At 73.0% G+C, this 22,570-nt stretch carries 16 protein-coding genes and 1 riboswitch; of the genes, 9 read left to right on the top strand and 7 right to left on the bottom strand.

Annotated elements, in window-relative coordinates; genetic code table 11:
* Positions 1-140 precede the first annotated feature (140 nt).
* The gene (locus ACIBAF_RS19085; protein WP_399464371.1) at positions 141-2,510 is read right to left on the bottom strand and encodes a DUF5682 family protein; all 2,370 of its coding nucleotides are present in this window, start codon (positions 2,508-2,510) and stop codon (positions 141-143) included.
* 127 nt (positions 2,511-2,637) lie between these two features.
* Positions 2,638-3,768 carry an AAA family ATPase gene (locus ACIBAF_RS19080; RefSeq protein WP_399464370.1) on the bottom strand — a complete coding sequence of 377 codons (1,131 nt, stop codon included), beginning with the start codon at positions 3,766-3,768 and terminating at the stop codon, positions 2,638-2,640.
* A 167-nt stretch (positions 3,769-3,935) separates the two neighbouring features.
* Here ACIBAF_RS19080 and ACIBAF_RS19075 point away from each other — a divergent pair, with 167 nt between their 5' ends.
* A complete protein-coding gene (locus ACIBAF_RS19075) occupies positions 3,936-5,300 on the top strand; it encodes an SWIM zinc finger family protein (RefSeq protein ID WP_399464369.1) in 1,365 nt (454 codons plus the stop codon).
* A gap of 43 nt (positions 5,301-5,343) precedes the next feature.
* On the top strand, positions 5,344-6,987 hold the full coding sequence (locus ACIBAF_RS19070; protein WP_399464368.1) for a DUF5691 domain-containing protein: 1,644 nt from the start codon (positions 5,344-5,346) through the stop codon (positions 6,985-6,987).
* A gap of 68 nt (positions 6,988-7,055) precedes the next feature.
* Here ACIBAF_RS19070 and ACIBAF_RS19065 read toward each other — a convergent pair whose 3' ends face one another.
* A complete protein-coding gene (locus tag ACIBAF_RS19065) occupies positions 7,056-7,472 on the bottom strand; it encodes a cobalamin B12-binding domain-containing protein (RefSeq protein WP_099936101.1) in 417 nt (138 codons plus the stop codon).
* 523 nt (positions 7,473-7,995) lie between these two features.
* Here ACIBAF_RS19065 and ACIBAF_RS19060 point away from each other — a divergent pair.
* Together ACIBAF_RS19060 and ACIBAF_RS19055 are read left to right on the top strand one after the other, a co-directional pair.
* Positions 7,996-8,970 carry an esterase/lipase family protein gene (locus ACIBAF_RS19060; RefSeq protein ID WP_399464367.1) on the top strand — a complete coding sequence of 325 codons (975 nt, stop codon included), beginning with the start codon at positions 7,996-7,998 and terminating at the stop codon, positions 8,968-8,970.
* A 218-nt stretch (positions 8,971-9,188) separates the two neighbouring features.
* Positions 9,189-10,679 (top strand): M23 family metallopeptidase, encoded by a 1,491-nt coding sequence (locus tag ACIBAF_RS19055; protein WP_399464366.1) that lies wholly within the window; start codon positions 9,189-9,191, stop codon positions 10,677-10,679.
* Between the two features lie 55 nt (positions 10,680-10,734).
* Here ACIBAF_RS19055 and pcrA read toward each other — a convergent pair whose 3' ends face one another.
* Complete coding sequence (gene pcrA, locus ACIBAF_RS19050; RefSeq protein ID WP_399464365.1) at positions 10,735-13,233, bottom strand: DNA helicase PcrA; 2,499 nt, start codon at positions 13,231-13,233, stop codon at positions 10,735-10,737.
* 239 nt (positions 13,234-13,472) lie between these two features.
* A riboswitch (cyclic di-AMP (ydaO/yuaA leader) is annotated at positions 13,473-13,652 on the top strand.
* Positions 13,653-13,659: 7 nt separating this feature from the next.
* Between pcrA and ACIBAF_RS19045 the strand changes: the two genes are divergently transcribed.
* The gene (locus ACIBAF_RS19045) at positions 13,660-14,826 is read left to right on the top strand and encodes an NlpC/P60 family protein (RefSeq protein ID WP_399464364.1); all 1,167 of its coding nucleotides are present in this window, start codon (positions 13,660-13,662) and stop codon (positions 14,824-14,826) included.
* A gap of 367 nt (positions 14,827-15,193) precedes the next feature.
* Entirely contained in the window at positions 15,194-16,201 is a 1,008-nt protein-coding gene (locus ACIBAF_RS19040; RefSeq protein ID WP_399464363.1) for a tellurite resistance/C4-dicarboxylate transporter family protein, read from the top strand.
* Here ACIBAF_RS19040 and ACIBAF_RS19035 read toward each other — a convergent pair.
* Complete coding sequence (locus tag ACIBAF_RS19035; protein ID WP_399464362.1) at positions 16,179-16,532, bottom strand: hypothetical protein; 354 nt, start codon at positions 16,530-16,532, stop codon at positions 16,179-16,181. The two genes, ACIBAF_RS19040 and ACIBAF_RS19035, sit on opposite strands and share 23 nt — an antisense overlap.
* A gap of 463 nt (positions 16,533-16,995) precedes the next feature.
* On the opposite strand from ACIBAF_RS19035, the gene ACIBAF_RS19030 reads away from it, so the two are divergent.
* A complete protein-coding gene (locus tag ACIBAF_RS19030) occupies positions 16,996-18,075 on the top strand; it encodes an NlpC/P60 family protein (RefSeq protein WP_399464361.1) in 1,080 nt (359 codons plus the stop codon).
* Between the two features lie 47 nt (positions 18,076-18,122).
* Here ACIBAF_RS19030 and ACIBAF_RS19025 read toward each other — a convergent pair whose 3' ends face one another.
* Complete coding sequence (locus ACIBAF_RS19025) at positions 18,123-18,893, bottom strand: LuxR C-terminal-related transcriptional regulator (protein ID WP_399464360.1); 771 nt, start codon at positions 18,891-18,893, stop codon at positions 18,123-18,125.
* On the bottom strand, positions 18,890-20,218 hold the full coding sequence (locus tag ACIBAF_RS19020) for a PspC domain-containing protein (RefSeq protein ID WP_399464359.1): 1,329 nt from the start codon (positions 20,216-20,218) through the stop codon (positions 18,890-18,892). Before ACIBAF_RS19020 ends, ACIBAF_RS19025 begins: the two co-directional genes overlap by 4 nt.
* Before the next feature lie 143 nt (positions 20,219-20,361).
* Between ACIBAF_RS19020 and ACIBAF_RS19015 the strand changes: the two genes are divergently transcribed.
* Positions 20,362-21,936 carry a PspC domain-containing protein gene (locus ACIBAF_RS19015; RefSeq protein WP_399464358.1) on the top strand — a complete coding sequence of 525 codons (1,575 nt, stop codon included), beginning with the start codon at positions 20,362-20,364 and terminating at the stop codon, positions 21,934-21,936.
* Positions 21,923-22,174: a hypothetical protein gene (locus ACIBAF_RS19010; RefSeq protein ID WP_399464357.1), complete on the top strand. Its 252-nt coding sequence runs from the start codon at positions 21,923-21,925 to the stop codon at positions 22,172-22,174. Before ACIBAF_RS19015 ends, ACIBAF_RS19010 begins: the two co-directional genes overlap by 14 nt.
* Positions 22,175-22,570 lie beyond the last annotated feature (396 nt).

Here is a 22,570-nt window from a genome sequence, read left to right as displayed (position 1 = left end):
GACGGCAGCCGCCGGGCGACCACCGGCCTCGACCCCGTTCCTGTTGTTGCTGATGGTCCTGTTATTCCTGGTCCTGTTGTTGTTTCTGCCGGCGGCCGTCACGTGCGCGCCCTCTCGCGGTTCCCTCAGTCGGTTCTTCGTCATCCCGCCACCCCCACAAGGTCGTTGTCGACGTCCTCTTCCGCTCCGTCCAGCCCGAGGAGCAGGCGCACGACCGGCAGCACGGCGTCCGCGCGCCCGGCGTCCGGTTCGGCCGCGAAACCAGGTACCCCCGAACCGGCCGCCGACGCCTGCCCGCTCTGCCCCGGCCCGCGCCGGACCAGCTCCCCGAGCGTTCTGCGCACCCCCGGCTCGTACGCCGAGAACGTCCGCCGCAGCAGCGGCAGCACGTCCGTGAACGCCTCCGGCGGCACCGCTGTGAGCCACCCGTCGACGAGCCCGAGGAGCCGTTCGTCGTGCACGAGGAGCAGCCCGCCCCCGGAGGAGCCGCCGCCGACGAAGCCCTCGATCCAGGCGGCCGCGTCCGGCGGCGGCGTCCCCGGCGACAGAGCGAGCCCCATGAGCCACGCCGCCTCGTCCGGATCCAGCTCCCCCTCGTCCAGGAGGAGCCGCACCGCACGCCCCCGAACGGCTCCGGCCACGCTGTCCCGCCCGGACAACGCCCGCAGCACACCCCGCCAGCGCGCCCGCAGACCGCCGCCGCTCAGCTCACCGTCGCCGAGCTCCGGTGAGGCCGTCTCCGCCAGCATCCCCACCGCCCCGTGCACCGCGTCCACATGGCGCCGCATCTCGTCCGCCGCGTCCGCGTCGAGCGAGGCGCAGGCAGGGGGGAGGCCGACGAACACCCGTTCGGCGAGGCCCGCGGCCACCTCCGCGAGGGCGCGGGTGTCGGTGCCGCGTACGTCGCCGTAGCGCAGGGAGCGGACGAGGGCGGGCAGGGCCTGGGCGAGGTGGCCGACGTCCGTGTCGAGGGCCGCCCGGTCGGCCAGGACCCGCATCACCGTCGAAAGCGCGTCCGGCAGCCCGGCCAGGAGGCAGCGCTCGGCGAGCGCGGTCGCCTCGGCGAGGCCCCGCGCGCCGACGGCGTCCGCCTCCGCTTTGGCGGTGGCCGCGGCGAGCACGGTCGTGCCCCACACTCCGGCCTCGGCGACCCGCACGGACAGCTCCGGCTCCCACCGCAGCCGCCATGTCTCCCGGAACGTCCCCGTGCTGCCGCGCGAGGCGGCCGGCTCGCCCCACTCGACGCGCAGCAGCCGCAGCCGGTGCAGCAGCCTGCTGCGCTCGGCGTCGTTCTCCTTGCGCAGGTCGAGCGCCAACTCCCGCTCGGCGGCCTCCGGTTTGAGCCGCAGTCGACGCTGCACCCGGTCGAGGTCGCGCTGCAAGGGCACCGCGGGCGCGCCGGCCGGCACCTCGCCCAGCACGTCCCCGACCACCAGCCGGTCGTGCACCAGCGCCAGCGGGACGTCCGAGCCCTCGCACAGCACCGCGCGCACGGCGTCGGTCGTCTCGCTCAGGCCGGGCAGCGGCCGGACGCGCAGCGCGGCGAGCGTCTCGGCCAGCCGGACCGCCTCGATGACGTGCGCGGAGGACACGATCCGGTCCTCTTCGCGCAGCAGGAACGCCACCTTCGTGAGCCAGCGCTCGACCGGCCGGTCGGGCGCGCCGAACAGATGCGCGTACCAGCCCGGCGAGTCGATGCCCGCGCCGTACCCGCCGGCCCGGGCCAGCCTGCGGTGGGTCCACGGCACCCAGGTGAGGTCGGTCTTGACCTTGGGCAGCCCCTTGAGCAGCGCCCGGTCGGCGGCGACGGCGACGCTCCGGCGCAGCGCGGGCGCATGCCACGCCCCGCACACCACGGCCACCCCGTCCGGCCCGAACTCCCGTTGTGCCGCCCGCACCTGGACGCGCATGTACGCCTCCCGCACGAGGTCCCGGCGGCTCCCGTGCCCCCCTGCGTCGGTGTCGTGCGTCTCCCGCAGCGCCCCCATGGCCTCCTCGAGTGCGGCGAACGGCGCGAACGGATCCTTGGCCGCGGCGGTCCGATGCTCGACGACGTCCTCCCACCACCGCTCGGGATCGTCGTACCCGCCGATCTCGGCCAACACCGCCAACGGATCCCCGCGCAGTCCACGACTGCCCGGCGCCTCTCCCTCCGCCGCCTCCCACGCGAGCGTGTGCGAGGCGGGGAGGTCGATGAAGCGGGCCGGGACCTCGTGGTCCAGGGCCCAGCGGAGTGCGACCCATTCCGGGGAGAACTCGGCGAGCGGCCAGAAGGCCGACCGGCCGGGCTCGTCGACGGCGTGGGCGAGCAGTGCGACCGGGGGTCGCATGTCCTCGTCGGCGGCCAGCGGGATCAGCGCGTCGGCCTCGGGCGGCCCCTCGATGAGCACGGTCCGGGGCCGGGCGGTCTCCAGGGCCGCCCGTACCGCCCGTGCCGACCCCGGCCCGTGGTGACGCACCCCGAGGAGCAACGGCCGCACCGTGCCTGCGCGCTGGGCATCGCTGTCCACGGCGCCGGTCGTTTCCGTCCCCTTCACCTGCGGGGCCACTTCGTGTCGTCGTCCACGGCCACCCTCCCCACTCCTCGGTACCGGTCCCAGGCAGGGACCCGGCTCTTCTCGTTGTCGTTGCCGCCGTTCACGCGCTCACCTCCCGGCACGCGCGGTAGAAGTCCGTCCAGCCGGCGCGTTCGCGCACGACGGCTTCCAGGTACTCCTGCCAGACGACCCGGTCGGCGGCCGGGTCGCGGACGACCGCGCCGAGGATGCCCGCGGCGACGTCCCCCGGCCGCAGCACGCCGTCCCCGAAGTGGGCGGCCAGTGCGAGGCCCCCGGTGACGACGGAGATGGCCTCGGCGGTGGACAGCGTGCCGCTCGGCGATTTCACCTTCGTGCGGCCGTCGGCGATGACGCCGTCGCGCAGTTCGCGGAAGACGGTCACCACGCGGCGGATCTCGTCGATGCCGTCGGGCACGGCCGGCAGGTCGAGGGAGCGGCCGAGCTGGTCGACGCGCCGCGTGACGATGTCGACCTCGGCCTCGACGCTCTCCGGCAGCGGCAGCACCACCGTGTTGAAGCGCCGACGCAGGGCGCTGGACAGCTCGTTGACCCCACGGTCGCGGTCGTTGGCCGTGGCGATGAGGTTGAACCCGCGGACCGCCTGGACCTCCTGCCCCAGCTCCGGTATCGGCAGCGTCTTCTCGGAGAGAATGGTGATCAGCGTGTCCTGGACGTCGGCCGGGATCCGGGTCAGCTCCTCCACCCGTACGGTCGACCCCTCCGCCATGGCCCGCATGACGGGGCTGGGCACCAGCGCGTCCCGGCTAGGCCCCTGCGCGAGCAGCTGCGCGTAGTTCCAGCCGTAGCGGATCGCCTCCTCCGGTGTGCCCGCCGTGCCCTGCACCAGCAGCGTCGAGTCACCGCTGACCGCCGCGGCCAGGTGCTCGGAGACCCAGGTCTTGGCGGTGCCCGGGACGCCGAGCAGGAGCAGGGCCCGGTCGGTGGCGAGGGTGCTGACGGCGACCTCGACGAGGCGGCGCGGGCCGACGTACTTCGGCGAGATCGCCGTGCCGTCCGGCAGGACGCCGCCGAGGAGATAGGTGGCGACGCCCCACGGCGACAGCTTCCAGCGGGCGGGGCGCGGCCGGTCGTCCTGCGCGGCCAGCGCGGCGAGTTCGTCGGCGAAGGCGTCCTCGGCGTGCGGACGCAACGTCTCCGCCGGCTCGTTCCCCATCGGATTCACGGACGTCGGATCTACGGACACAGACATGGCTGAGGCCCCCTCCAGCTCGGCCGGTTCGGATCTGGTGTCCACCGTGCACCACGCCACTGACAATGCGATCCGACCTGCGGAAACGTCCTCACGACCGCGTTCGCCGAGCGGTCGCCGGGCGCTCGTCGGACCGATTGTCAGTGGTGGGCTCTACCTTCGATGCCATGACTCAGCAGGGGGTGCGCTGGACCGCGGAACAGGTGCTGGCACTGGCGCCTGACTCCGCGTCACGCAAAGCGGGGAGCAAACTCGGCGCGGCCGGGCCGTGGTCGGGTACGGGCAGGTCGGAGGAGGGGGTGGTGTGGGGGCTGTGCGCGGGCAGCGGCGGCACGCCGTACCGGACGGTCGTGGACGTCCCGCACCCGGCCGCGGCCGCGTCGGGCCCGGCGTACAGGTGCAGTTGCCCGAGCCGCAAGTTCCCGTGCAAGCACGCGCTCGGGCTGTTGCTGCTCTGGTCGGCCGAGGGGGAGGGATCGGCGCCGGCGGGGCGGGCGCCGGACTGGGCCGAGCAGTGGATCGCCGACCGCAGGCGTACGCGGGAGAAGCGGGAGGCGGGCCCGGCGGATTCCGGGTCCGGGCCCGCCGACCCGGAGGGGGCGCGCCGCCGTGCGGAGCGACGCGCCGAGCGGATCACCGCGGGGGCGACGGAGCTGGAGGAGCGACTCGCCGATCTCCTGCGCTCCGGCCTGGCCACGGCCGAGCAGTCGGGGTACGGGCTGTGGGAGGAGACGGCGGCCCGCATGGTCGACGCCCAGGCCCCCGGACTCGCCTCGCGCGTACGGGAGTTGGGGGCGATCCCGGCGTCCGGTCCCGGCTGGCCGGTGCGGCTGCTGGAGGAGTGCGCGCTGCTCCACCTCCTCGACCAGGGCTGGCTGCACCGCGAGCGGCTGCCGGCCGCCCTGGCGGCCACGGTCCGCACCCGCGTGGGCCTGCCCTCCGCACCGGAGGGCCCACGGCTGCGGGATCACTGGCTGGTGGTCGCCCAGTACGACACGCAGGACCCGAAACTGACGACCCGCCGCATCTGGCTGCACGGCGCCGCCTCCGGCCGCACCGCGCTCCTCCTCTCCTACGGCGCCGCGGGCCGCTCCCCGGAGCTCACGCTTCCCGTCGGCCTCGCCCTGGACGCCGAGCTGTCCGCACACCCGGGATCCGGACAGCAACGGGCCTCGCTCGTCGAGCAGTTCGCGCCGCCGATGCCCACCGACGCCCGCCCTGCGGGCCTGACGACGTCCGAGGCGACCGCCCGCTACGGCGAGGCCCTGCGCCACGACCCGTGGCAGGACTCGGTCCCCCTCACCCTGACCGATGTCGTCCCCACCCCCGACGGCGACTCCTGGCAACTGGCGGACGCCGACGGCGACACGGCCCTGCCGCTCACCCCCGCGGCCTCCCGCGCCGGCCTGTGGCGTCTGGTCGCCCTCTCGGGCGGCGCCCCCGTCAGGGTCTTCGGCGAGTGCGGCCACCGCGGCTTCACCCCGCTGACGGCCTGGCCGACCGGGCCGGGAGAGCCGGTGCGCCTGTGCTGACCGAACCCCGCGCACGACGACCACGGCAACAGAAGGGAGCCTCATGAACGCCACCCCGCCCGGGCCCCGGCCACCGGCCTGGGAGGACCTGGTCACCGCCGCCCTCCTCGGCACGGACCGGCGTACGCCCCCGGGCGCCGCGCCCGGCCGGAACGCGCCGACCGCTCTCCTGGACGCGGCAGCCGCGGAGACCGTACGCCGACGGGCCGGTCTGCGCCCGGGCCGGGCGGCCCCCCTCCCGGAGCCGACCGCCGAGGACCCGCGCCCGGCGCTGCCCACCGCGGCGGCCCGCAGACTCGCCCTGCTCCTGGCCGACCGCTCCGGCACCGGCGGAGGCGGCCGCCGCGGCACGGCGCCGGATCTGATGGAACTGCTGCCCCAATGGCTGACCGCGGTGAACGCGCGCGGATTCGCCGCACCGGCCGAGTCCCTGCCCGCACTGCTCGACGCGGCCCGCGGGCGTACGGACCTGCGGCCCGCGGCGCTGGAGTTCGCCGGCCCGCGCGCCCTGTGGCTGGCCCGACTCAACCCGGACTGGCGGTTCGCCCTGCGCGGGGCCCCGGGCGCCGGCCCGGCGCTGCCGGGGCCCGAGGACGCCCGACGCACCGAAAAGCTCTGGCAGGAGGGCCTGTTCGCCGAGCGGGTCGCCCTCCTGGCGTCGATCCGCTCCCGCGACCCGGACGCGGCCCGCGAGCTCCTGGCGGCCACCTGGCCGACGGAACGCGCCGAGGACCGGCTGATGTTCCTCGACTCGCTGCGCACCGGCCTCGGCGCGCGGGACGAGCCGTTCCTGGAACAGGCGCTGGCGGACCGCAGCCGCAACGTGCGGGCGACGGCCGCGGAGTTGCTGTCGGCGCTGCCGGGCTCGGCACTCGCCGCGCGGATGGCGGTCCGGGCCGGCGCGTGCGTGGCCGTCGACCACACCCAGGACACGCTCACGCTGCTCGTGGAGGCGCCCCACGAGTGCGACCCGGCCATGGAACGCGACGGCGTGTCGGCCAAGGCCCCGCCCGGTCGGGGCGAACGGTCCTGGTGGCTCGGCCAGTTGGTCGAGGCGGCCCCGCTCGCCACCTGGCCGACGCGCCTGGGCGGCCGTACTCCGGAGCAGATCGTGGCGCTGCCGGTGGCCGACGGCTGGCTCGACGAACTGCACGCGGCGTGGTGCCGGGCCGCCGTTCGACAGCGGGACGCCGGCTGGGCGCGAGCGCTGCTCGGCGCGCCGTCGGCGCCCGGTGCGGGCGGCCCCGGCGCGGTCTCCCTCGCCGAGCGGGCGAAACTGCTGAGCACGCTGCCGGTGGCCGAACGGGCGCAATGGGTGGCCGGTTTCATCGCGGCGCACGGTCTGTCGGAGGCGTTCCAACTGCTCGGCGTGTGCGCCGTCCCGTGGGCCGCGCCGCTCGGCCGGGCCGTGGTCGACGCACTCAACATCGCGCGGGACGCGGGCAGTTATCCCTGGAGCTTCAGCGGCGTGATGGGCCTGGCCGAACGCTGCCTCGACCCCTCGGAAGCAAGCCGCCTCGACGCCCTCCTGACCACGCCGGACGACCCGGAGGACGCCTCCCCCGGCGCCGCCGGCTACTGGTCGGAAGCATTCCAACGACTGGCGAGAACGCTGAGACTGAGAGCGGTGATGACCCAGGAGCTGGGGCGTCCAGCCCGTCCGGCGTCCGAGGACGAGTCCCCTTGAGGGTCGAACGGGGGCTGGGGCCCAGCCCCCAGACGGGCGGGCGCACAAGCCAGGCGCACGAGGACCGGCTAAGCCCCCGCAGGCTGCCGCACGTTCGCCCGAACCCAGTCCACGATCGACGCGGTGGTCGCCCCCGGAGTGAAGATCTCCGCGACCCCCTTCTCCTTCAACGGCGCGATGTCCGCCTCCGGGATGATCCCTCCGCCGAAGACCAGGATGTCCGCCGCGTCCCGCTCCTTGAGCAGCTCGATCACCGCGGCGAAGAGCGTGTTGTGGGCCCCGGACAGAATGGACAGCCCGATCGCGTCGGCGTCCTCCTGGATCGCGGTGTCCACGATCTGCTCGGGCGTCTGGTGCAGCCCGGTGTAGATGACCTCCATACCGGCGTCACGCAGCGCCCGCGCGATCACCTTGGCCCCACGATCGTGGCCGTCGAGCCCCGGCTTGGCCACCACCACGCGGATCGGACCGGCTGCCACACCCATCACTGCCTCCATGAAGCGACTACGTCCATCCTCAACGGCACGGACACCCCGTGCCAGACCGCCCGGGGAAGTGAACGAACGTTATCGCCAGCATCCCGCAACCGGCAGTTTCACGGTGCGGACCGAGGGGGAAATCACACGGAGGGACACACTTTCACCGCGCACTTGTTCCCCCGCGCCATGGGGGAGCAGTCGCACCGGGAGCCGCGACGAGGTCGCCGTACCGCCGTGCCACGGGCCGCGTGGCGTGGCGGTACGGCGCATCGGAAGGCACGATGGTCATGTAGGGCAGGTAGGCACGACAGCGGGGAGCCTCGCGCCACACCGGCAGGGATCCTCGTCACGTCATCGGCGTCACGGGTGTCACACCCCCGCCGTGCACAGGACGCACGGCACGCACCCCACACGCCGCAGCCGCGCCCGCTCGACACCCTCTCGTGCCCGATCGACCTCCTCCACCGCGACTTTCACGAGGGCACACGGGGGACAGAGAAGTCCTCAGCGTGCCGACAGGAGGTCGGCCATGAAGGTCACACGGGCACTGCAGCCCTTTCTACCGCCGTACCGGCATCTGCTGCCGGACCTGCCGACCCTTCGGAACTTCCCCAACCTCTCGAACTTCGCGACCATCCCCAACATCTCCAGTCTCCCCAGCCTTCCGAGCAGGCTGGCCGGGCTCTCCATGACGCTCGTCAAGGCGACCGCGCTGGACCTCGCGATCCTCGCGGGCCATCTGCTCCTCTACCCCTCCGGCATCGCCCAGGAGCGCCGCGCCGCGGTTCGGCCCGCGCTCCCCAGGGCCGCCGGCGTCGCGGACCCCGCCCAGCTGCCCGCCCAGGTCGGCCCGCCTCCGGTCGTCCTGCTGCACGGGTTCATAGACAACCGTTCCGTGTTCGTCCTGCTGCGCCGCAGTCTCGCCCAGCACGGCAGGCACCGGGTGGAGTCGCTCAACTACTCGCCGCTGACGTGCGACATCCGCACGGCGGCCGAGCTGCTCGGCCGGCACATAGAGGAGATCTGCGAGCGCACCGGAAGCCGGCAGGTCGACGTGGTCGGACACAGCCTGGGGGGCCTGATAGCCCGCTATTACGTGCAGCGGCTGGGCGGTGACGTCCGCGTCCGGACGCTCGTCACGCTGGGCACCCCGCACTCGGGGACCCGGGTGGCGCCGCTGGCGAACGCTCACCCGATCGTGCGGCAGATGCGCCCCGGGTCGGAGGTGATCGAGGAGCTCGCCCGGCCCGCGCCGGGTTGCCGTACGCACTTCGTCAGCTTCTGGAGCGATCTCGACCACCTGATGGACCCGCTGGAGAGCGCCTGCGTCGACCACCCCGACCTGCTGGCGCAGAACGTGCGGGTGACCGGCATCGGCCACCTCGCCCTGCCCGTGCATCCGGCCGTCGCGACGGGCATCCGCCAGGCCCTCGACGCGAGCCCCGACGCGGCGCACCCGGGAGCATCCGCCGGCGCTCGCACCGGCGGCCTCACCGTGGCCTGATCGCGCCCCGACAGCCGTGCCACGAGCGTCCGACACCCCTCCGTCATCGAACGCTATTCGAACGTAGGGCCAAACCCGCGCCCGCCGTCCCCCGAAACACGGCCGAATGCCCCTTTCCTGCGAGCACGAAACCTGCAGAAGATTGTCGTGCCCGCGTACCGACGGGTACAGTCGCCGCACTGCTCTGGCAGCCCCTGTTGTCGGCGAAAGAGAAGTTGGTGAACGACCGTCACCCGTCGGGGATGATGACCCCCCCGGCCCCGGCTTCCGACGCCGCTTCGGCGCACTACGCGTCGTACGGCACCCAGGAAGCCCCGTACGACGGCTTCACCCCGTACCACGGCCAGGAGACCGGTGTTTTCGACGCCGGCGCCCACCCGACCGGGCACTTCCCGGCGGCCGACCCCCTCTTCTGCGAGTTCCCGGGCGACAGCGGGACCGGCGCGTACGACAGCACCCACTGGAGCACCGGCAGCCACCAGGCCCTGCACTACGACGGGTACGCGGCCCAGCACCACGCCGCCTACGACTCGGGCGTGTACGACGCGACCACCTGGTCCACCGACCAGCACCACCACCTGGCCGCCGTCCCCCAGCAGGCGACGGCACCCGATGCCAGCGGGCAGTGGGACGCCGCGGCATGGCTGCAGCCCGACCAGTCCGCAAGCCCGGCCGACCAGACCCAGCAGTGGGAATGGGGCACGCAGGCCTTCGACACCGGCGCGTACGACGCCACGCAGTGGAACGCAGACGGCAGCGAGAACACCTCCGCCGAGGCCGCCGACGAGTACGAGCAGCAGGCCGAGGTCCCGTTCGACCAGCAGGCCACCGCCACCTTCCAGCACCTCGGGTCCGACGAACCCGCCCCGGCCGAGGGCGAGTCGCCCGCCAGCGACCCGCTTCTGCTCCTCGACGACCAGGAGGAGGCCGCCCCCGCCCCGCTCGGACGGGCGGCCGCCCGCAACGCGAACCGCTCCCGGCGCCGTATGCCCGCGAAGCGCTCCGCCCTGCTGACCGTGGCCGTGCCCTCGGCCTGCGTGATGGGCGTCGCCGGGATCGCCGCGGCCTCGGTCGGCACGCTGACCGGCGGCGAGGGCAAGGACACCACGGCGTCCGCGCCGGACGCTCAGCCGGTGAAGCCGTCCGCCGCCAACAACAAGCTGGACGCCCAGCTCGCGACCCTCAGCGCCGGGGCCGACGACTTCGCCGACCGGGCCAGCCGGACGCAGGAACGCATCGACCTCAAGGAGCAGCAGGAGGCCGAGAAGAAGAAGGCGGCGGCGGAGGCGGCCCGCAAGGAGCGGCTGCGCCCCAAGTACGCCCTTCCGGTCGCCCAGCACGGCCTCAGCGCCTACTTCGGCCAGGCCGGCATCAACTGGATGTCCCAGCACACCGGCATCGACTTCCCCGTCTCGTACGGCACGACGGTGATGGCGGCGACCGACGGCACCGTGCGGACGCAGTGGAACAGCGCCTACGGCAACATGCTGATCCTCACGGCGAAGGACGGCACGGAGACCTGGTACTGCCACCTCTCCAGCTACCGCGTCTCCTCCGGTACGACCGTGCAGGCCGGCGACCCGATCGCCTACTCCGGCAACTCCGGCAACTCCACCGGACCACACCTGCACTTCGAGGTCCGGCCCGCGGGCGGCTCGGCCATCGACCCGCTGCCGTGGCTGCGCAGCCACGGACTCAACCCGACGTAAGCGACCGCGACCAGGCAACTCGCCTGCGGGCCGCCGACGTCGGGCCTTCTCGCGTCTAGAGCTTCTCCACCGGCGCGTACCGCAGCAGCAGCCGCTTCGGCTTGGTGTCGCCGAAGTCGACCGTGGCCTCCGCATTCGCGCCCGTGCCCTTCACGCCGACGACCGTGCCGAGTCCGAACTGGTCGTGGGTGACGCGGTCGCCGACGGTCAGCGCGACCACCGGCTTCTCCGCCGTCCGGCGGGTCGCGAAGCCGGACGCGCCCGCGGCCGAGGAACGCGAGCGGGACGAGGACAGCGAGGCGGCCACCCCGGACACCGGGCCGGAGGACACGGGCGCGGTCGCCCCCGTCCGCTTCCAGTCCACGTGCGTCGCCGGGATCTCCTCCAGGAACCGGGACGGCGGGTTGTACGACGGCTGCCCCCAGGCGCTGCGCAGCGACGACCGGGTGAGATACAGCCGTTCACGCGCGCGCGTGATGCCCACGTACGCGAGCCGGCGCTCCTCCTCCAGCTCCTTGGTCTGGCCGAGGGCGCGCATGTGCGGGAAGACGCCGTCCTCCATGCCGGTGAGGAAGACGACCGGGAACTCGAGGCCCTTGGCGGTGTGCAGGGTCATCAGGGTGATGACGCCCGAGCCGTCCTCCTGCTCGTCGGGGATCTGGTCGGAGTCGGCGACCAGGGCGACCCGCTCCAGGAAGTCGGAGAGCCCGGGCGGCGTCGCGCCCTCGCCCTCCCCCGCACCGGATTCCTGCTCGAACTCCAGGGCCACCGCGGCGAGTTCCTGGAGGTTCTCGATACGGGTCTCGTCCTGCGGGTCGGTGGAGGCCTGCAACTCGGCGAGGTAGCCGGTGCGTTCGAGCACCGCCTCCAGGACCGTCGCGGGCCCCGCGCCCGACTCGACGATCGTACGGAGCTCGTCCATCAGCGCGTTGAACCGCTTCACGGCGTTCGTCGACCGCGAGGCCATGCCGTAGGCCTCGTCGACGCGCTGCAGCGCCTGCGGGAAGCTGATCTTCTCGCGCTGGGACAGGGCGTCGATCATCGCCTCGGCGCGCTCGCCGATGCCGCGCTTGGGCACGTTGAGGATCCGGCGCAGCGGCACCGAGTCCTCCGGGTTGGCCAGCACACGCAGGTAGGCCAGGACGTCCCGGACCTCCTTGCGCTCGTAGAAGCGGACGCCGCCGACGACCTTGTAGGGCAGGCCGACCCGGATGAAGATCTCTTCGAAGACACGGGACTGGGCGTTGGTGCGGTAGAAGACGGCGACGTCACCGGCCTTCGCGTCGCCCGCGTCCGTCAGTCGGTCTATCTCGTCGGCGACGAACTGCGCCTCGTCGTGCTCGGTGTCGGCGACATAGCCGGTGATGCGCGCGCCGGCGCCCGCGTTGGTCCACAGGTTCTTGGGGCGGCGGGACTCGTTGCGCTCGATGACCGCGTTGGCGGCGGACAGGATCGTCTGCGTGGAGCGGTAGTTCTGCTCCAGCAGGATCGTCGTCGCGTCCGCGTAGTCCTCCTCGAACTGGAGGATGTTGCGGATCGTCGCGCCCCGGAAGGCGTAGATCGACTGGTCGGCGTCACCGACGACGCAGAGCTCGGCGGGCGGCACGTCGTACTCGTTCACCGGCACGTCGACGGGGTGCTCGGAGGTGCCGACCAGCTCCCTGACCAGGGCGTACTGGGCGTGGTTGGTGTCCTGGTACTCGTCGACGAGGACGTGGCGGAAGCGGCGGCGGTAGTGCTCGGCGACGTCCGGGAAGGCGCGCAGCAGGTTGACCGTCGTCATGATCAGGTCGTCGAAGTCGAGGGCGTTCGCCTCGCGCAGCCGCGACTGGTACATGGCGTAGGCCTGGGCGAGGGTCTTCTCGAAGCCGTCGGCGGCCTGGGCGGCGAAGTCCTCCTCGTCGATCAGCTCGTTCTTGAGGTTGCTGATCTTGGCGCTGAAGGACTTGGGCGGGTAGCGCTTGGGGTCGAGGTCCAGGTCACGGCAGACCAGGGCCATCAGGCGCTTGGAGTCGGCGGCGTCGTAGATCGAGAACGACGACGTGAAGCCGAGCTTCTTGCTCTCCCGGCGCAGGATGCGCACGCACGCGCTGTGGAACGTCATCACCCACATCGCGTTCGCGCGCGGGCCGACGAGCTGCTCGACGCGCTCCTTCATCTCGCCCGCGGCCTTGTTGGTGAAGGTGATCGCGAGGATCTGCCCCGGGTGGACGTTGCGCTCGGCCAGCAGGTGGGCGATGCGGTGGGTGAGCACGCGCGTCTTGCCGGAGCCGGCGCCGGCCACGATGAGCAGCGGGGTGCCGGCGTGGACGACCGCCGCGCGCTGGTTTTCGTTCAGCCCCTCCAGGAGCGCCGCCGCGTCCAGCGCCGGGCGCGGGGCGCCGTCGCGGTAGTAGGCGTCCCGGTCCGGGGGCACGTCGAACTTCCCGCCGAACAGATCGTCCGGAACCGACTCCGGTCCGTGATCGTCCTCGGGCGGCGGCGGGGGTTCGTCCTCGTGGGCGCGGGGGCCCTGGAGGTCCGCCAGGAAGCTGTCGTCAAAGAGGCTGCTCATCGCTCTCCGAGTCTAGGGGGCGCCACTGACAACCGGCCGCCCTCCCGGAAACATCCCCCACTCACCCTCCGGCAGACCGCCGTCACGATCCGCGACGGACATGGTCGAAGCACGAGACCACAGCCCGAGGTCACGAAGACGTATCGGGCATATCACCCATCAACCTTCACACGGGCCACACGAGTTGGCTACCGTGCCGGACAGGCCGTACGACCCGCACCGGCGAACCCCGCCGGGCCGCGCGGCCTCCGCCGAATCCGACGCGCCCGCTCGCGCCAGCCGGAGCCGGGGACCCACCGAAACCCTGGGGTGAATCGGCCCAACTCCCTCTCGGGGAGGCGGCCGTAGGGCAACCCTTCCGATGATCTACCCGCCCGAACCCGACAGCTAACCCGGTAGGCGGAGCACTGGAAGGAGTCGCCTCCCTTGGCGTCGCAGCACCGCAAGCCGCGCTCCGCGGGCCCGCGCGTGGCAGGCATCCGCACGCCCGCTCTCGCCACCGCCGCGCTCACGTCCGTGGCCCTGCTCTCCCAGACGGCGAACGCGACCCCGTCGGACGACGGCAAGCCCAGCCTGGAGGAGGTCGAGAAGAAGGTCGACGACCTCTATCGCCAGGCGGAGTCGGCCACCGAGAACTACAACGCCGCCAAGGAGAAGACGACCAAGCAGCGCAAGCGGGTCGACAACCTCCTGGACGACGTCGCGCAGCGCACCCAGAAGCTCAACGAGGCGCGGGAGGAGCTGGGTTCCTATGCCGCGGCCCAGTACCGCACCGGCGCCTCCGCCCCCGACACGGCGACCTTCCTGCTCGCGGACACCCCGCAGGACTACTTCGACCAGAACCAGCTGATGAGCCGGCTGACCGACCGCCAGAAGGGTGCGGTCGACGACTTCGTCACCGAGCAGTCGGCGACGATGCAGAAGCGCCGGGAGGCCACGGAGAGCCTCGCATCGCTCACCGACACGCAGAGCGACCTGAAGACCGCCAAGGCCACCGTCCAGAAGAAGCTCGGCGACGCGCGCGAGCTGCTGTCCCAGCTGACGGCCCAGGAGAAGGCCCGCCTCGCGGCGATCGAGACGCAGAAGCGGGAGGAGGCCGCCCGGCAGGCGGCGGAACTCGCCCGACAGCAGGCCGCGGACCAGGCCGCGGCGCAGCAGGAGAGCGGCGCGGGCTCGTCGAGCACGGAGACCGGGACCGGGACCGGGTCCACCTCCCCTGCGGACTCCTCGTACGCCACCAAGGCCGAGAAGGCGCTCGCCTTCGCCCGCGCGCAGATCGGCAAGCCGTACGTCTGGGGCGCCACGGGCCCCGACTCCTACGACTGCTCCGGCCTCACCCAGGCCGCCTGGAAGGCCGCCGGCGTCACCCTCCCGCGCACCACCTACGACCAGGTGAACGCCGGCACCACGGTCTCCCTCGCCGATGCCCAGCCCGGCGACCTGGTCTTCTTCTACGACGACGTCAGCCACGTCGGCGTCTACATAGGCAACGGCATGATGATCCACGCCCCGAAGCCGGGCGCCTACGTCCGCGAGGAGTCGATCTACTACGCCGGCGAGTCGATCATCCACAGCGTGGTACGCCCGGCTTGAGCACAGACGTGCGCGCGTAGGCGAGCCGCTTCCGGTGGGGCACGCGCGCGTGGCCTGCGTGGCGGACACGCGCGCGTGAGCGTCGCGGCGGGCGCACGCGCGCGTGGGGTTCGTTCGCGAAGGCGGAGGCGAAGGCGGAGTCGGGCAGTGGGCTTCGCCGCCGGCGGGGGCGAGGGCCGGCCACGCTGAGCGGCGGCGTGGCACGACCCGCGCCTGCACGGGCCCCCGGACACCCCGCGCCCCCGGACACCCCGCGCTCACGGCCTCCCCGCGCGCCCCTGCTCCGCGCCTGCACCCGCGCGTAATTCTGGCCGCCCGCGCGCGTGCCCCGCTCGTGGGGTGTGGCGTGCTCCTTAGCATCGGGCGCATGCCCGGCTCCTCGGCTCGTCCCTCGCCCGCGCCCTCTCCCGGCTCCGCTCTGCGCCTCTGGTGGGCGCGGCGGCCACCGGCGGCCGGGGCCGCGGTGCTGGCGACCGGGATCGTGTCGATCGGCCTGCACCTCACGGGATACGACGTCCTGTCCCGCGTCACCCTGGCGATGACGGGCGTGGCGTGGGCGGCGCTGGCGGCGGACTTCGTCGTCCGGCTGCTGCGGCAGCGCGAGCGGTGGCTGGCCGAGGCGGGCACGCCGGGTGCGCTGACCGCCGTGGCGGCGACGACCGTGCTCGGCACCGGCGTCTGCGCGCTCGGCCGGCGGACCCTGGCCGAGGCGCTGCTGGCGCTGGCCGCGGTGCTGTGGCCCGTGCTGCTCGTGACCGTCGTACGGCGGTGGCGGCGGGGCATGCCGGGGGCGGTGTTCCTGTGCTGCGTGGCCACGCAGGGACTCGCCGTGCTCGGAGCGGTCCTCGCCGAGGCGGAGTCCGCGGCCTGGCTCGCGCACACCGCGCTCGTGCTGTTCTGGCTCGGGATCGCGCTCTACTGCGGCGCCCTGGCCCTGTTCGACCTGCGTCAGGTGGCCAAGGGCCCCGGGGACCAGTGGATCGCGGGCGGCGCCCTCGCCATCTCGGCGCTCGCCGGGGCGAAACTCCTCGCGGCCGACGACGGGGGCCTGTACCTGTGGAACGGCGACGACACCGGCGTGCTGCGCACGGTGACCGTCACGCTGCTGGTGCTCGACCTGGCCTGGTGCGCACTCCTGCTCGTGGCCGAGGTGCGGTGGCCCCGGCCGCGCTACGACGTGCGCCGTTGGGCGACGGTGTTCCCGATCGGGATGACAGCAGCGGCGACCCTGTCCGTGGCCGCCGCCGTCGACGTCCCGGCGCTCAAGGGACCGGGGCAGGTGCTGCTGTGGGTGGCGGTGGCGGCGTGGCTGACCGTCGCCGCTCTGGCACTCGCCGCGGGCCGTGCCTCCGTCAGGTCCAGAGCACCGCGATGAAGACGTTCGCCACGGTCAGCAGTCCGACCAGGCCGAACAGGGGCTTCTCCACCTTCTCGTCGTCCCGCTTCACATAGACGAGGCCGAGGATCACGATCAGCAGCGCCAGCTTCACACCGATCTTGATGTTGTTGACGTGCTGGTCGTCTGCCTGGTTGAGGCCGACCAGGATCACGCCGGTGACCAGCATCGTCGCCGCGCCGTGCAGCATCGCGGGAACGAACCGTGCCGTGCCCTGGCCCATCGCCTTCATCTGTGTGAGAAAGCCGCCCAGGAGCGCGGCGATGCCGATGATGTGCAGACCGACGAAAAGATGGATGAGTACGTCCATGAAGCCGGATGCTAATCAGCCGCCTCCGAGCCGCCCGACACCGGCCCTCCCTACGGCATGTGCATATATGCGCTCCATAGCACCCGCCGGTCCGAAGATGTCCCGGAATCACCGCTTCGGTCAGCGCGCCGCGCGAACCCGACGCACCCGGCCCGGATTGTCGGACACATACGGTCACCCGGCAGTCCGCTCACGTCACTTCCGTACTTCGCGTTACCGACGCGACATAAACCGGCCTAGCGTCCTCCCCCAGGTGACCGGCTCCCCACCGCCGCCCGGGCCAGGGGCGGCAGTCGGCCATCACCGCCGAGAAGTCCGGCGGCGCGCCCCGCTCCCCCGTGCGGGCCGTCGCCGGACGCGTCAGCCGCTCCCCGAGGCCGTCCGTCCGCTCCCCCCACGACGGTCACCCGGTAGCCGTGCGGAGGACGGACGAGGCGGTCGTACGAAAGGACGTGCAGTCCCAGTGGCAGCGCACCGCAAGCCCCGACAGCGCTCACTCGGCGGCCAGACGGCCCGTACGGCGTTCACCCTCGCCCTCGCGGGCGCGGCGACGGCGACGGCCTTCGACGGGACCGGACAGGCCGAGCCGAACCTGACTGCGGCCCAGGTCAAGGCGAAGGTGGCCAAGCTGTACCAGGAGGCGGAGGAAGCCACCGAGAAGTACAACGGCGCGCAGGAGAAGGCGAAGTCGGCCGAGCAGCGGCTGGCGACCCTGCGTGACGAGGCGGCACGCAAGGAGGAGAAGCTCAACTCGGCGCGGGAGGCGCTGGGTTCGATGGCGGCGGCGCAGTACCGCAGCAGCGGGCTCGACCCTGCCGTGCAGCTGGCCCTCTCCGACGACCCCGACCGGTACCTGGACGGCGCCGCCTTCGCCGAACGGGCCGGCGACCGCCAGTCCGCCGCCGTCGCCGGGGTCCGTAGACAGCTGCGGGAGATCGAGCAGCTGCGCGGCGCCGCGCGCGTCGAACTGACCTCGCTCAAGACGCGTCAGGCCGAGCTGAGGACGCACAAGAAAACGATCACCGGCAAGCTCGGCGCGGCACGCCGCCTGCTGTCCCAGCTGACGGCGGCGGAGCGGTCCCGGATCGGCGAGGAAGCGGGCGGCACCGCCGCGGGCGACCGCGCCTCACGCGCCGCGGCGACCGGCCGCGCCGACCTCCAGGCACCCGGCTCCACCACCGCCGAAGCCCCCAACTCCCGTGCGGCGGCCGCCGTCTCCTACGCCTACTCCAAGCTCGGCAGCCCTTATGTGTGGGGCGCGACCGGGCCGAACGCCTTCGACTGCTCGGGCCTCGTCCTGGCCTCGTACCGCTCCGCCGGTGTCTCCCTCCCCCGTACGACCTACGCCCAGATCGGCGCCGGGCAGCGGATCTCCCGCTCCGAACTCCTCCCGGGCGACCTGGTGTTCTTCTACTCCGGCATCACCCACGTCGGTCTCTACATCGGCAACGGCCAGATGATCCACGCACCGAACCCGTCGGCCCCGGTGCGCGTGGCACCGATCGACGAGATGCCGTTCGCGGGCGCGACCCGAGTGGTCTGAGGCCTCGGTTCCTCAGCCGTGACCGTCACCCGGCGGCGCCCCGTCCGTCACACCAGCCGCCGTGCCGTGGCCCACCGGGTCAGTTCGTGACGGTTGGACAGCTGGAGCTTGCGCAGCACCGCCGAGACATGCGACTCGACCGTCTTGACGGAGATGAAGAGCTGCTTGGCGATCTCCTTGTAGGCGTAACCACGGGCGATGAGCCGCAGGACCTCGCGCTCACGCTGGGTGAGACGGTCCATGTCCTCGTCGACCGGCGGCGCGTCCGTCGAGGCGAACGCGTCGAGGACGAACCCGGCGAGACGCGGCGAGAACACGGCGTCGCCCTCCTGCACCCGGAAGATGGAGTCGACCAGGTCGGTCCCGGTGATCGTCTTGGTGACATAGCCTCGGGCGCCACCGCGGATCACCCCGATCACGTCCTCCGCCGCGTCCGACACCGACAAGGCGAGGAAGCGCACCGGCTGCTCGGCGTCGGCCATCAACGGGGCGCAGCGGCGCAGCACTTCGACCCCGCCGCCGCCCGGCAGGTGGACGTCGAGCAGGACGACCTCGGGCCGGGTCGCGGTGATGACGGTGACCGCCTGGTCGACGTCCGCCGCCTCACCGACGACCTCGACGCCGGTCTGCTCGGTCTGGCCGATCTCGGCCTGGACGCCCGTACGGAACATCCGGTGGTCGTCGACGAGGACCACGCGCACGTGGCGCCCGCCCGTGCCGTCGCCGGAGGCCTTCGCCGGCTCGGCCGGCTCCGCTGCCCCCGCCGCCCCCGCCGTGCCGTTCGTCTCGGTCGGATCGTTCTCGGTCGGATCGCTCATGACGTCTTCTCCGCCCTCTCCATCTCCAGCTCGACCTCCGTGCCGCCGCCCGGGACCGCCCGCAGCCGCGCCGTGCCGCCGTTGCGCTCCATGCGGCCGATGATCGATTCTCTAACGCCCATGCGGTCGGCGGGTATCGAGTCGAGGTCGAAGCCGGGTCCGCGGTCACGGACGGACACGAAGACCGTCCTGCCCTCGACTTCGGCGTAGACCTGCACGGCGCCTCCCTCGCCACCGTACTTGGCCGCGTTCACCATCGCCTCGCGCGCGGCCTGCATCTGTGCGCCGACCCCGTCGTCGAGCGGGCAGTCGCCGACGACCACGACCTCGATGGGGACGCCGTGCTTGTCCTCGACCTCGGCCGCGTTGCGCCGCACCGCGTCGGCGACCGTGGTCGGCTCGTCGACCTCCTCCTTGCCGGTGCCCTCGGGTTTGTAGAGCCAGGTGCGCAGGTCGCGCTCCTGGGCGCGGGCGAGGCGGCGTACCTCCCCCGCGTTCTCCGCGTTGCGCTGGATCAGGGTCAGGGTGTGCAGCACCGAGTCGTGGACGTGAGCGGCGACCTCGGCGCGTTCCTGGGCGCGGATGCGCATCAGGCGTTCCTCGGAGAGGTCCTGTGTCATACGGACCAGGTAGGGACCGGCGAGGAGCGTGATGCCGACGATCACGGCGAGCGCCGCCTGCAGGACGGAGCCGAGGTGGGCGGCGGAGCCCTGCAGAACGAAGGTGCCGGAGACGCCGGCGGTGACCAGCAGGACACCGGCGCCCGCGCGCAGCAGCGTGAGGGTACGGCGTCTGCGGCCGACCTCGACCCAGCGGGCCCGCCGCGCGTTGTCCGCCTGACGCCAGACGAGGGCGACGCCCGCGCCGACGAGGACGGCGGGCAGGAGGTAGGCCTTGGCGCCGCTGCCCAGGTTCACGTTGCCCACGAAGACCATGGCGACGACGACCATGAGGAGCAGGGCGACGATCTGCCCCTTGTCCGGCTTGCGGGCGACGAGTCTGCGGCGGCCGTCGGGCGCCGTCTCGGTGGCGACGAACGCCGGCGGTTTCTGGTCGCCGACACCGCCTATCCCGAGCGGCACGAAGAACCAGAAGGCCGCGTAGAGCAGGGCGCCGAGGCCGTCCGCCATGAACAGGCCGACGAAGACGAGCCGCACCCACACCACAGGCAGCCCGAGATGCCCGGCGAGCCCTCGCGCCACGCCACCCAGCCAGCGTCCGTCGCTGCTGCGGTAGAGCTTGCGCGGGGGCCGCGGTTCGACGAGTGGCGCTGCTGCGGCTTCCGGCATGCCAACGATGGTCACACGGGGGCCGTTGCCAGGCATCAGGGTTCATCCCCGAGACGCCCCTGATCTTCGAGGCCCTCGCAGGTCGAACACGTCCCCGGCCCCGGATCAGGGCCGATATCAGGGTCCGACCAGGGTCATTCCGACTGCCGCGAGGACGGCTCTCCCGCCACCATGGAGTCATGACAGATCACCAGCACGCCGCGGACGCCGTGCCCGACGGGGGCACCGCGCCCGACGCGGCCGCCCCGTCCTCCGGCGCCCCGGGCGCCGCGGGTGAGAACCCTCGCGCGCACGGGCGGGCGGGCGCGCACGGAAAGCAGGGAGGCCGTGAAGGACACGGCCCGTCCGAGGACACGGAGGCCAGGACGGCGGCCGAGGCGGCGGCCGAGGCCGCGACAGCCGCCTCCGCCGCCGCCAGGGCGCAGGCCGGCTCGACTGGCGGGGCAGCCGCCGAAGCAGTGGGCGCCACGGGAGCCGCCGAGATTCCGCCGAGATTCCGGCGGGACCGCGAGCACAAGGTGCTCGCCGGGGTGTGCGCAGGCCTCGGGCGGCACTGCGACATGGACCCGGTGATCTTCCGCATCACACTCGCCGTGCTCTCCGCGACCGGGGGCATCGGCCTCATCTTCTACGGCTTCGCCTGGCTCTTCGTCCCCTACTCCGACGACGGGCAGAACGAGGTGCGCAAGCTCCTGACCGGCCGGGTCGACGGCCAGGCCCTCGCGGCCGTGCTGTTCGCGCTGGTCGGCTGCGGGGTGTTCCTGACGATGCTGAACAACGGCAGCGTGCTGACCTTCGCCGTCGTCGTCTCCCTGCTCCTCGCGGGCGCCGGGTACTGGTCGCGGAACCGGGAGTCCTCCGACGCCGACCCGCTCTCCGCCCAGGCCGTGGCCGACGCCCCGCCGGAGGCCCAGGCGCCGCCGGCCCCCACCGGCTACCCGTCCTGGTGGCGTGACCCCATAGTCAAGGACGGCACGCACGACGGCGGCACAGGCTATCTGTGGGGGCCGTGGGACGCCCGCGGGCGGGACATCACGGAGACCGTCAACGTCGACCTGATCGGCCACACGCGCCGCCCGGAGGACATACGCACCCCGCGCGAGCGCTACGCCGGACCACGCGGGCCGCGCTGGATCGGCGGCTGGCTCTTCCTGCTGGCCATGGTCGCGGGCGGCCTCGTCAGCCGGCTCACCTGGGACGACCACCCGCTCGGCACCAGCCTGCAGGCCGGCCTGGCGGCGGCGCTCATCGTGCTCGGCGTGGGCATCGCGGTCAGCTCGTTCCTGGGGCGGACGGGCGCAGGCTCGGTGTTCCTGGCGATCGTCACGGCGGGCCTGCTGGCCGGCGCGGCCGTCGTGCCGAAGGACATCGGCACGCACTGGATCGACACGAGGTGGCAGCCCACGGCAGTGGCGGACGTCAGCCCGGCCTACGACCTGGGCACCGGCGACGGCACGCTGGACCTGTCCCGACTGGAACTGACAAAGGGGCAGACGGTGAGTACCAACGCCGAGGTGGGGGCGGGCCGACTGCGGGTGATCGTGCCGCCGGACGTGACCGTGAAACTGAGGATCGACGTGGGGTTGGGAGACATCCAGCTACCGGGTGACGACGAGAAGGACGTGGACGTGCAGCCGGGAAAGCACAAGGAGGTGACCCTGTCGCCGATCTCGGGCAGGACGGACGCCGGGACGATCGACCTCGACCTCCAGGTGGGAGTCGGACAGGCGGAGGTGGCCCGTGCTGCGTCATGAGTTCCGGCCCGGCAGGCTGGTCGCCGGCGCCTTCTTCGCCCTCGCGGGCGTCATCTACGCAGGTGGCGCGGGCGGCCTCTGGGAAACGCCGTGGTTCGTGGTGATCCCCGTCGTCGTGGCAGGCCTGTGTCTGGCGGGCGCGACGGGCGTCGTGGCCCGGACCATACGCAGACGACGCGCCCCGTCCCGCAACGCCACCGCAACCGAACCCAGAACCGGCACGAACACAACCCCCTGACCGCGGGGCCGCGAGGCCTGGGGGCCGCAGGGCAGCAGGACCACTGGGCCGCAGGGCCGCAGGACCACAAGGCCGCAGGACCACAGGACCACAGGACCGCAGGACCGCAGGACCGCAGGACCACAAGGCCGCAGGACCGCAGGACCGCAGGACCACAAGGCCGCAGGACCGCAGGACCGCAGGACCACAAGGCCGCAGGACCGCAGGACCACAGGACCACAGGGCCGCAGGGCCGCAGGACCGCAGGACCACAGGACCGCAGGACCACAGGGCCGCAGGGCCGCAGGACCGCAGGACCACAGGACCGCAGGACCGCAGGACCGCAGGACCGCAGGACCGCAGGACCGCAGGACCGCAGGACCGCAGGACCGCAGGACCGCAGGACCGCAGGACCGC

This window comes from Streptomyces sp. NPDC051677 (assembly GCF_044453465.1).
GTDB lineage: Bacteria > Actinomycetota > Actinomycetes > Streptomycetales > Streptomycetaceae > Streptomyces.
Note: the sequence above shows the minus strand (reverse complement) of the source record. Positions and strands in the feature narration are given on the sequence as shown.

Excerpts from the sequence above, each read along its gene's own strand:
- ACIBAF_RS19025 (WP_399464360.1), bottom strand. The coding sequence starts at position 18,893 with ATGAGCGATCCGACCGAGAACGATCCGACCGAGACGAACGGCACGGCG.
- pcrA (WP_399464365.1), bottom strand. The coding sequence starts at position 13,233 with ATGAGCAGCCTCTTTGACGACAGCTTCCTGGCGGACCTCCAGGGCCCC.
- ACIBAF_RS19065 (WP_099936101.1), bottom strand. The coding sequence starts at position 7,472 with ATGGGTGTGGCAGCCGGTCCGATCCGCGTGGTGGTGGCCAAGCCGGGG.
- ACIBAF_RS19060 (WP_399464367.1), top strand. The coding sequence starts at position 7,996 with ATGAAGGTCACACGGGCACTGCAGCCCTTTCTACCGCCGTACCGGCAT.
- ACIBAF_RS19020 (WP_399464359.1), bottom strand. The coding sequence starts at position 20,218 with ATGCCTGGCAACGGCCCCCGTGTGACCATCGTTGGCATGCCGGAAGCC.
- ACIBAF_RS19080 (WP_399464370.1), bottom strand. The coding sequence starts at position 3,768 with ATGTCTGTGTCCGTAGATCCGACGTCCGTGAATCCGATGGGGAACGAG.
- ACIBAF_RS19035 (WP_399464362.1), bottom strand. The coding sequence starts at position 16,532 with ATGGACGTACTCATCCATCTTTTCGTCGGTCTGCACATCATCGGCATC.
- ACIBAF_RS19015 (WP_399464358.1), top strand. The coding sequence starts at position 20,362 with ATGACAGATCACCAGCACGCCGCGGACGCCGTGCCCGACGGGGGCACC.
- ACIBAF_RS19070 (WP_399464368.1), top strand. The coding sequence starts at position 5,344 with ATGAACGCCACCCCGCCCGGGCCCCGGCCACCGGCCTGGGAGGACCTG.
- ACIBAF_RS19040 (WP_399464363.1), top strand. The coding sequence starts at position 15,194 with ATGCCCGGCTCCTCGGCTCGTCCCTCGCCCGCGCCCTCTCCCGGCTCC.
- ACIBAF_RS19075 (WP_399464369.1), top strand. The coding sequence starts at position 3,936 with ATGACTCAGCAGGGGGTGCGCTGGACCGCGGAACAGGTGCTGGCACTG.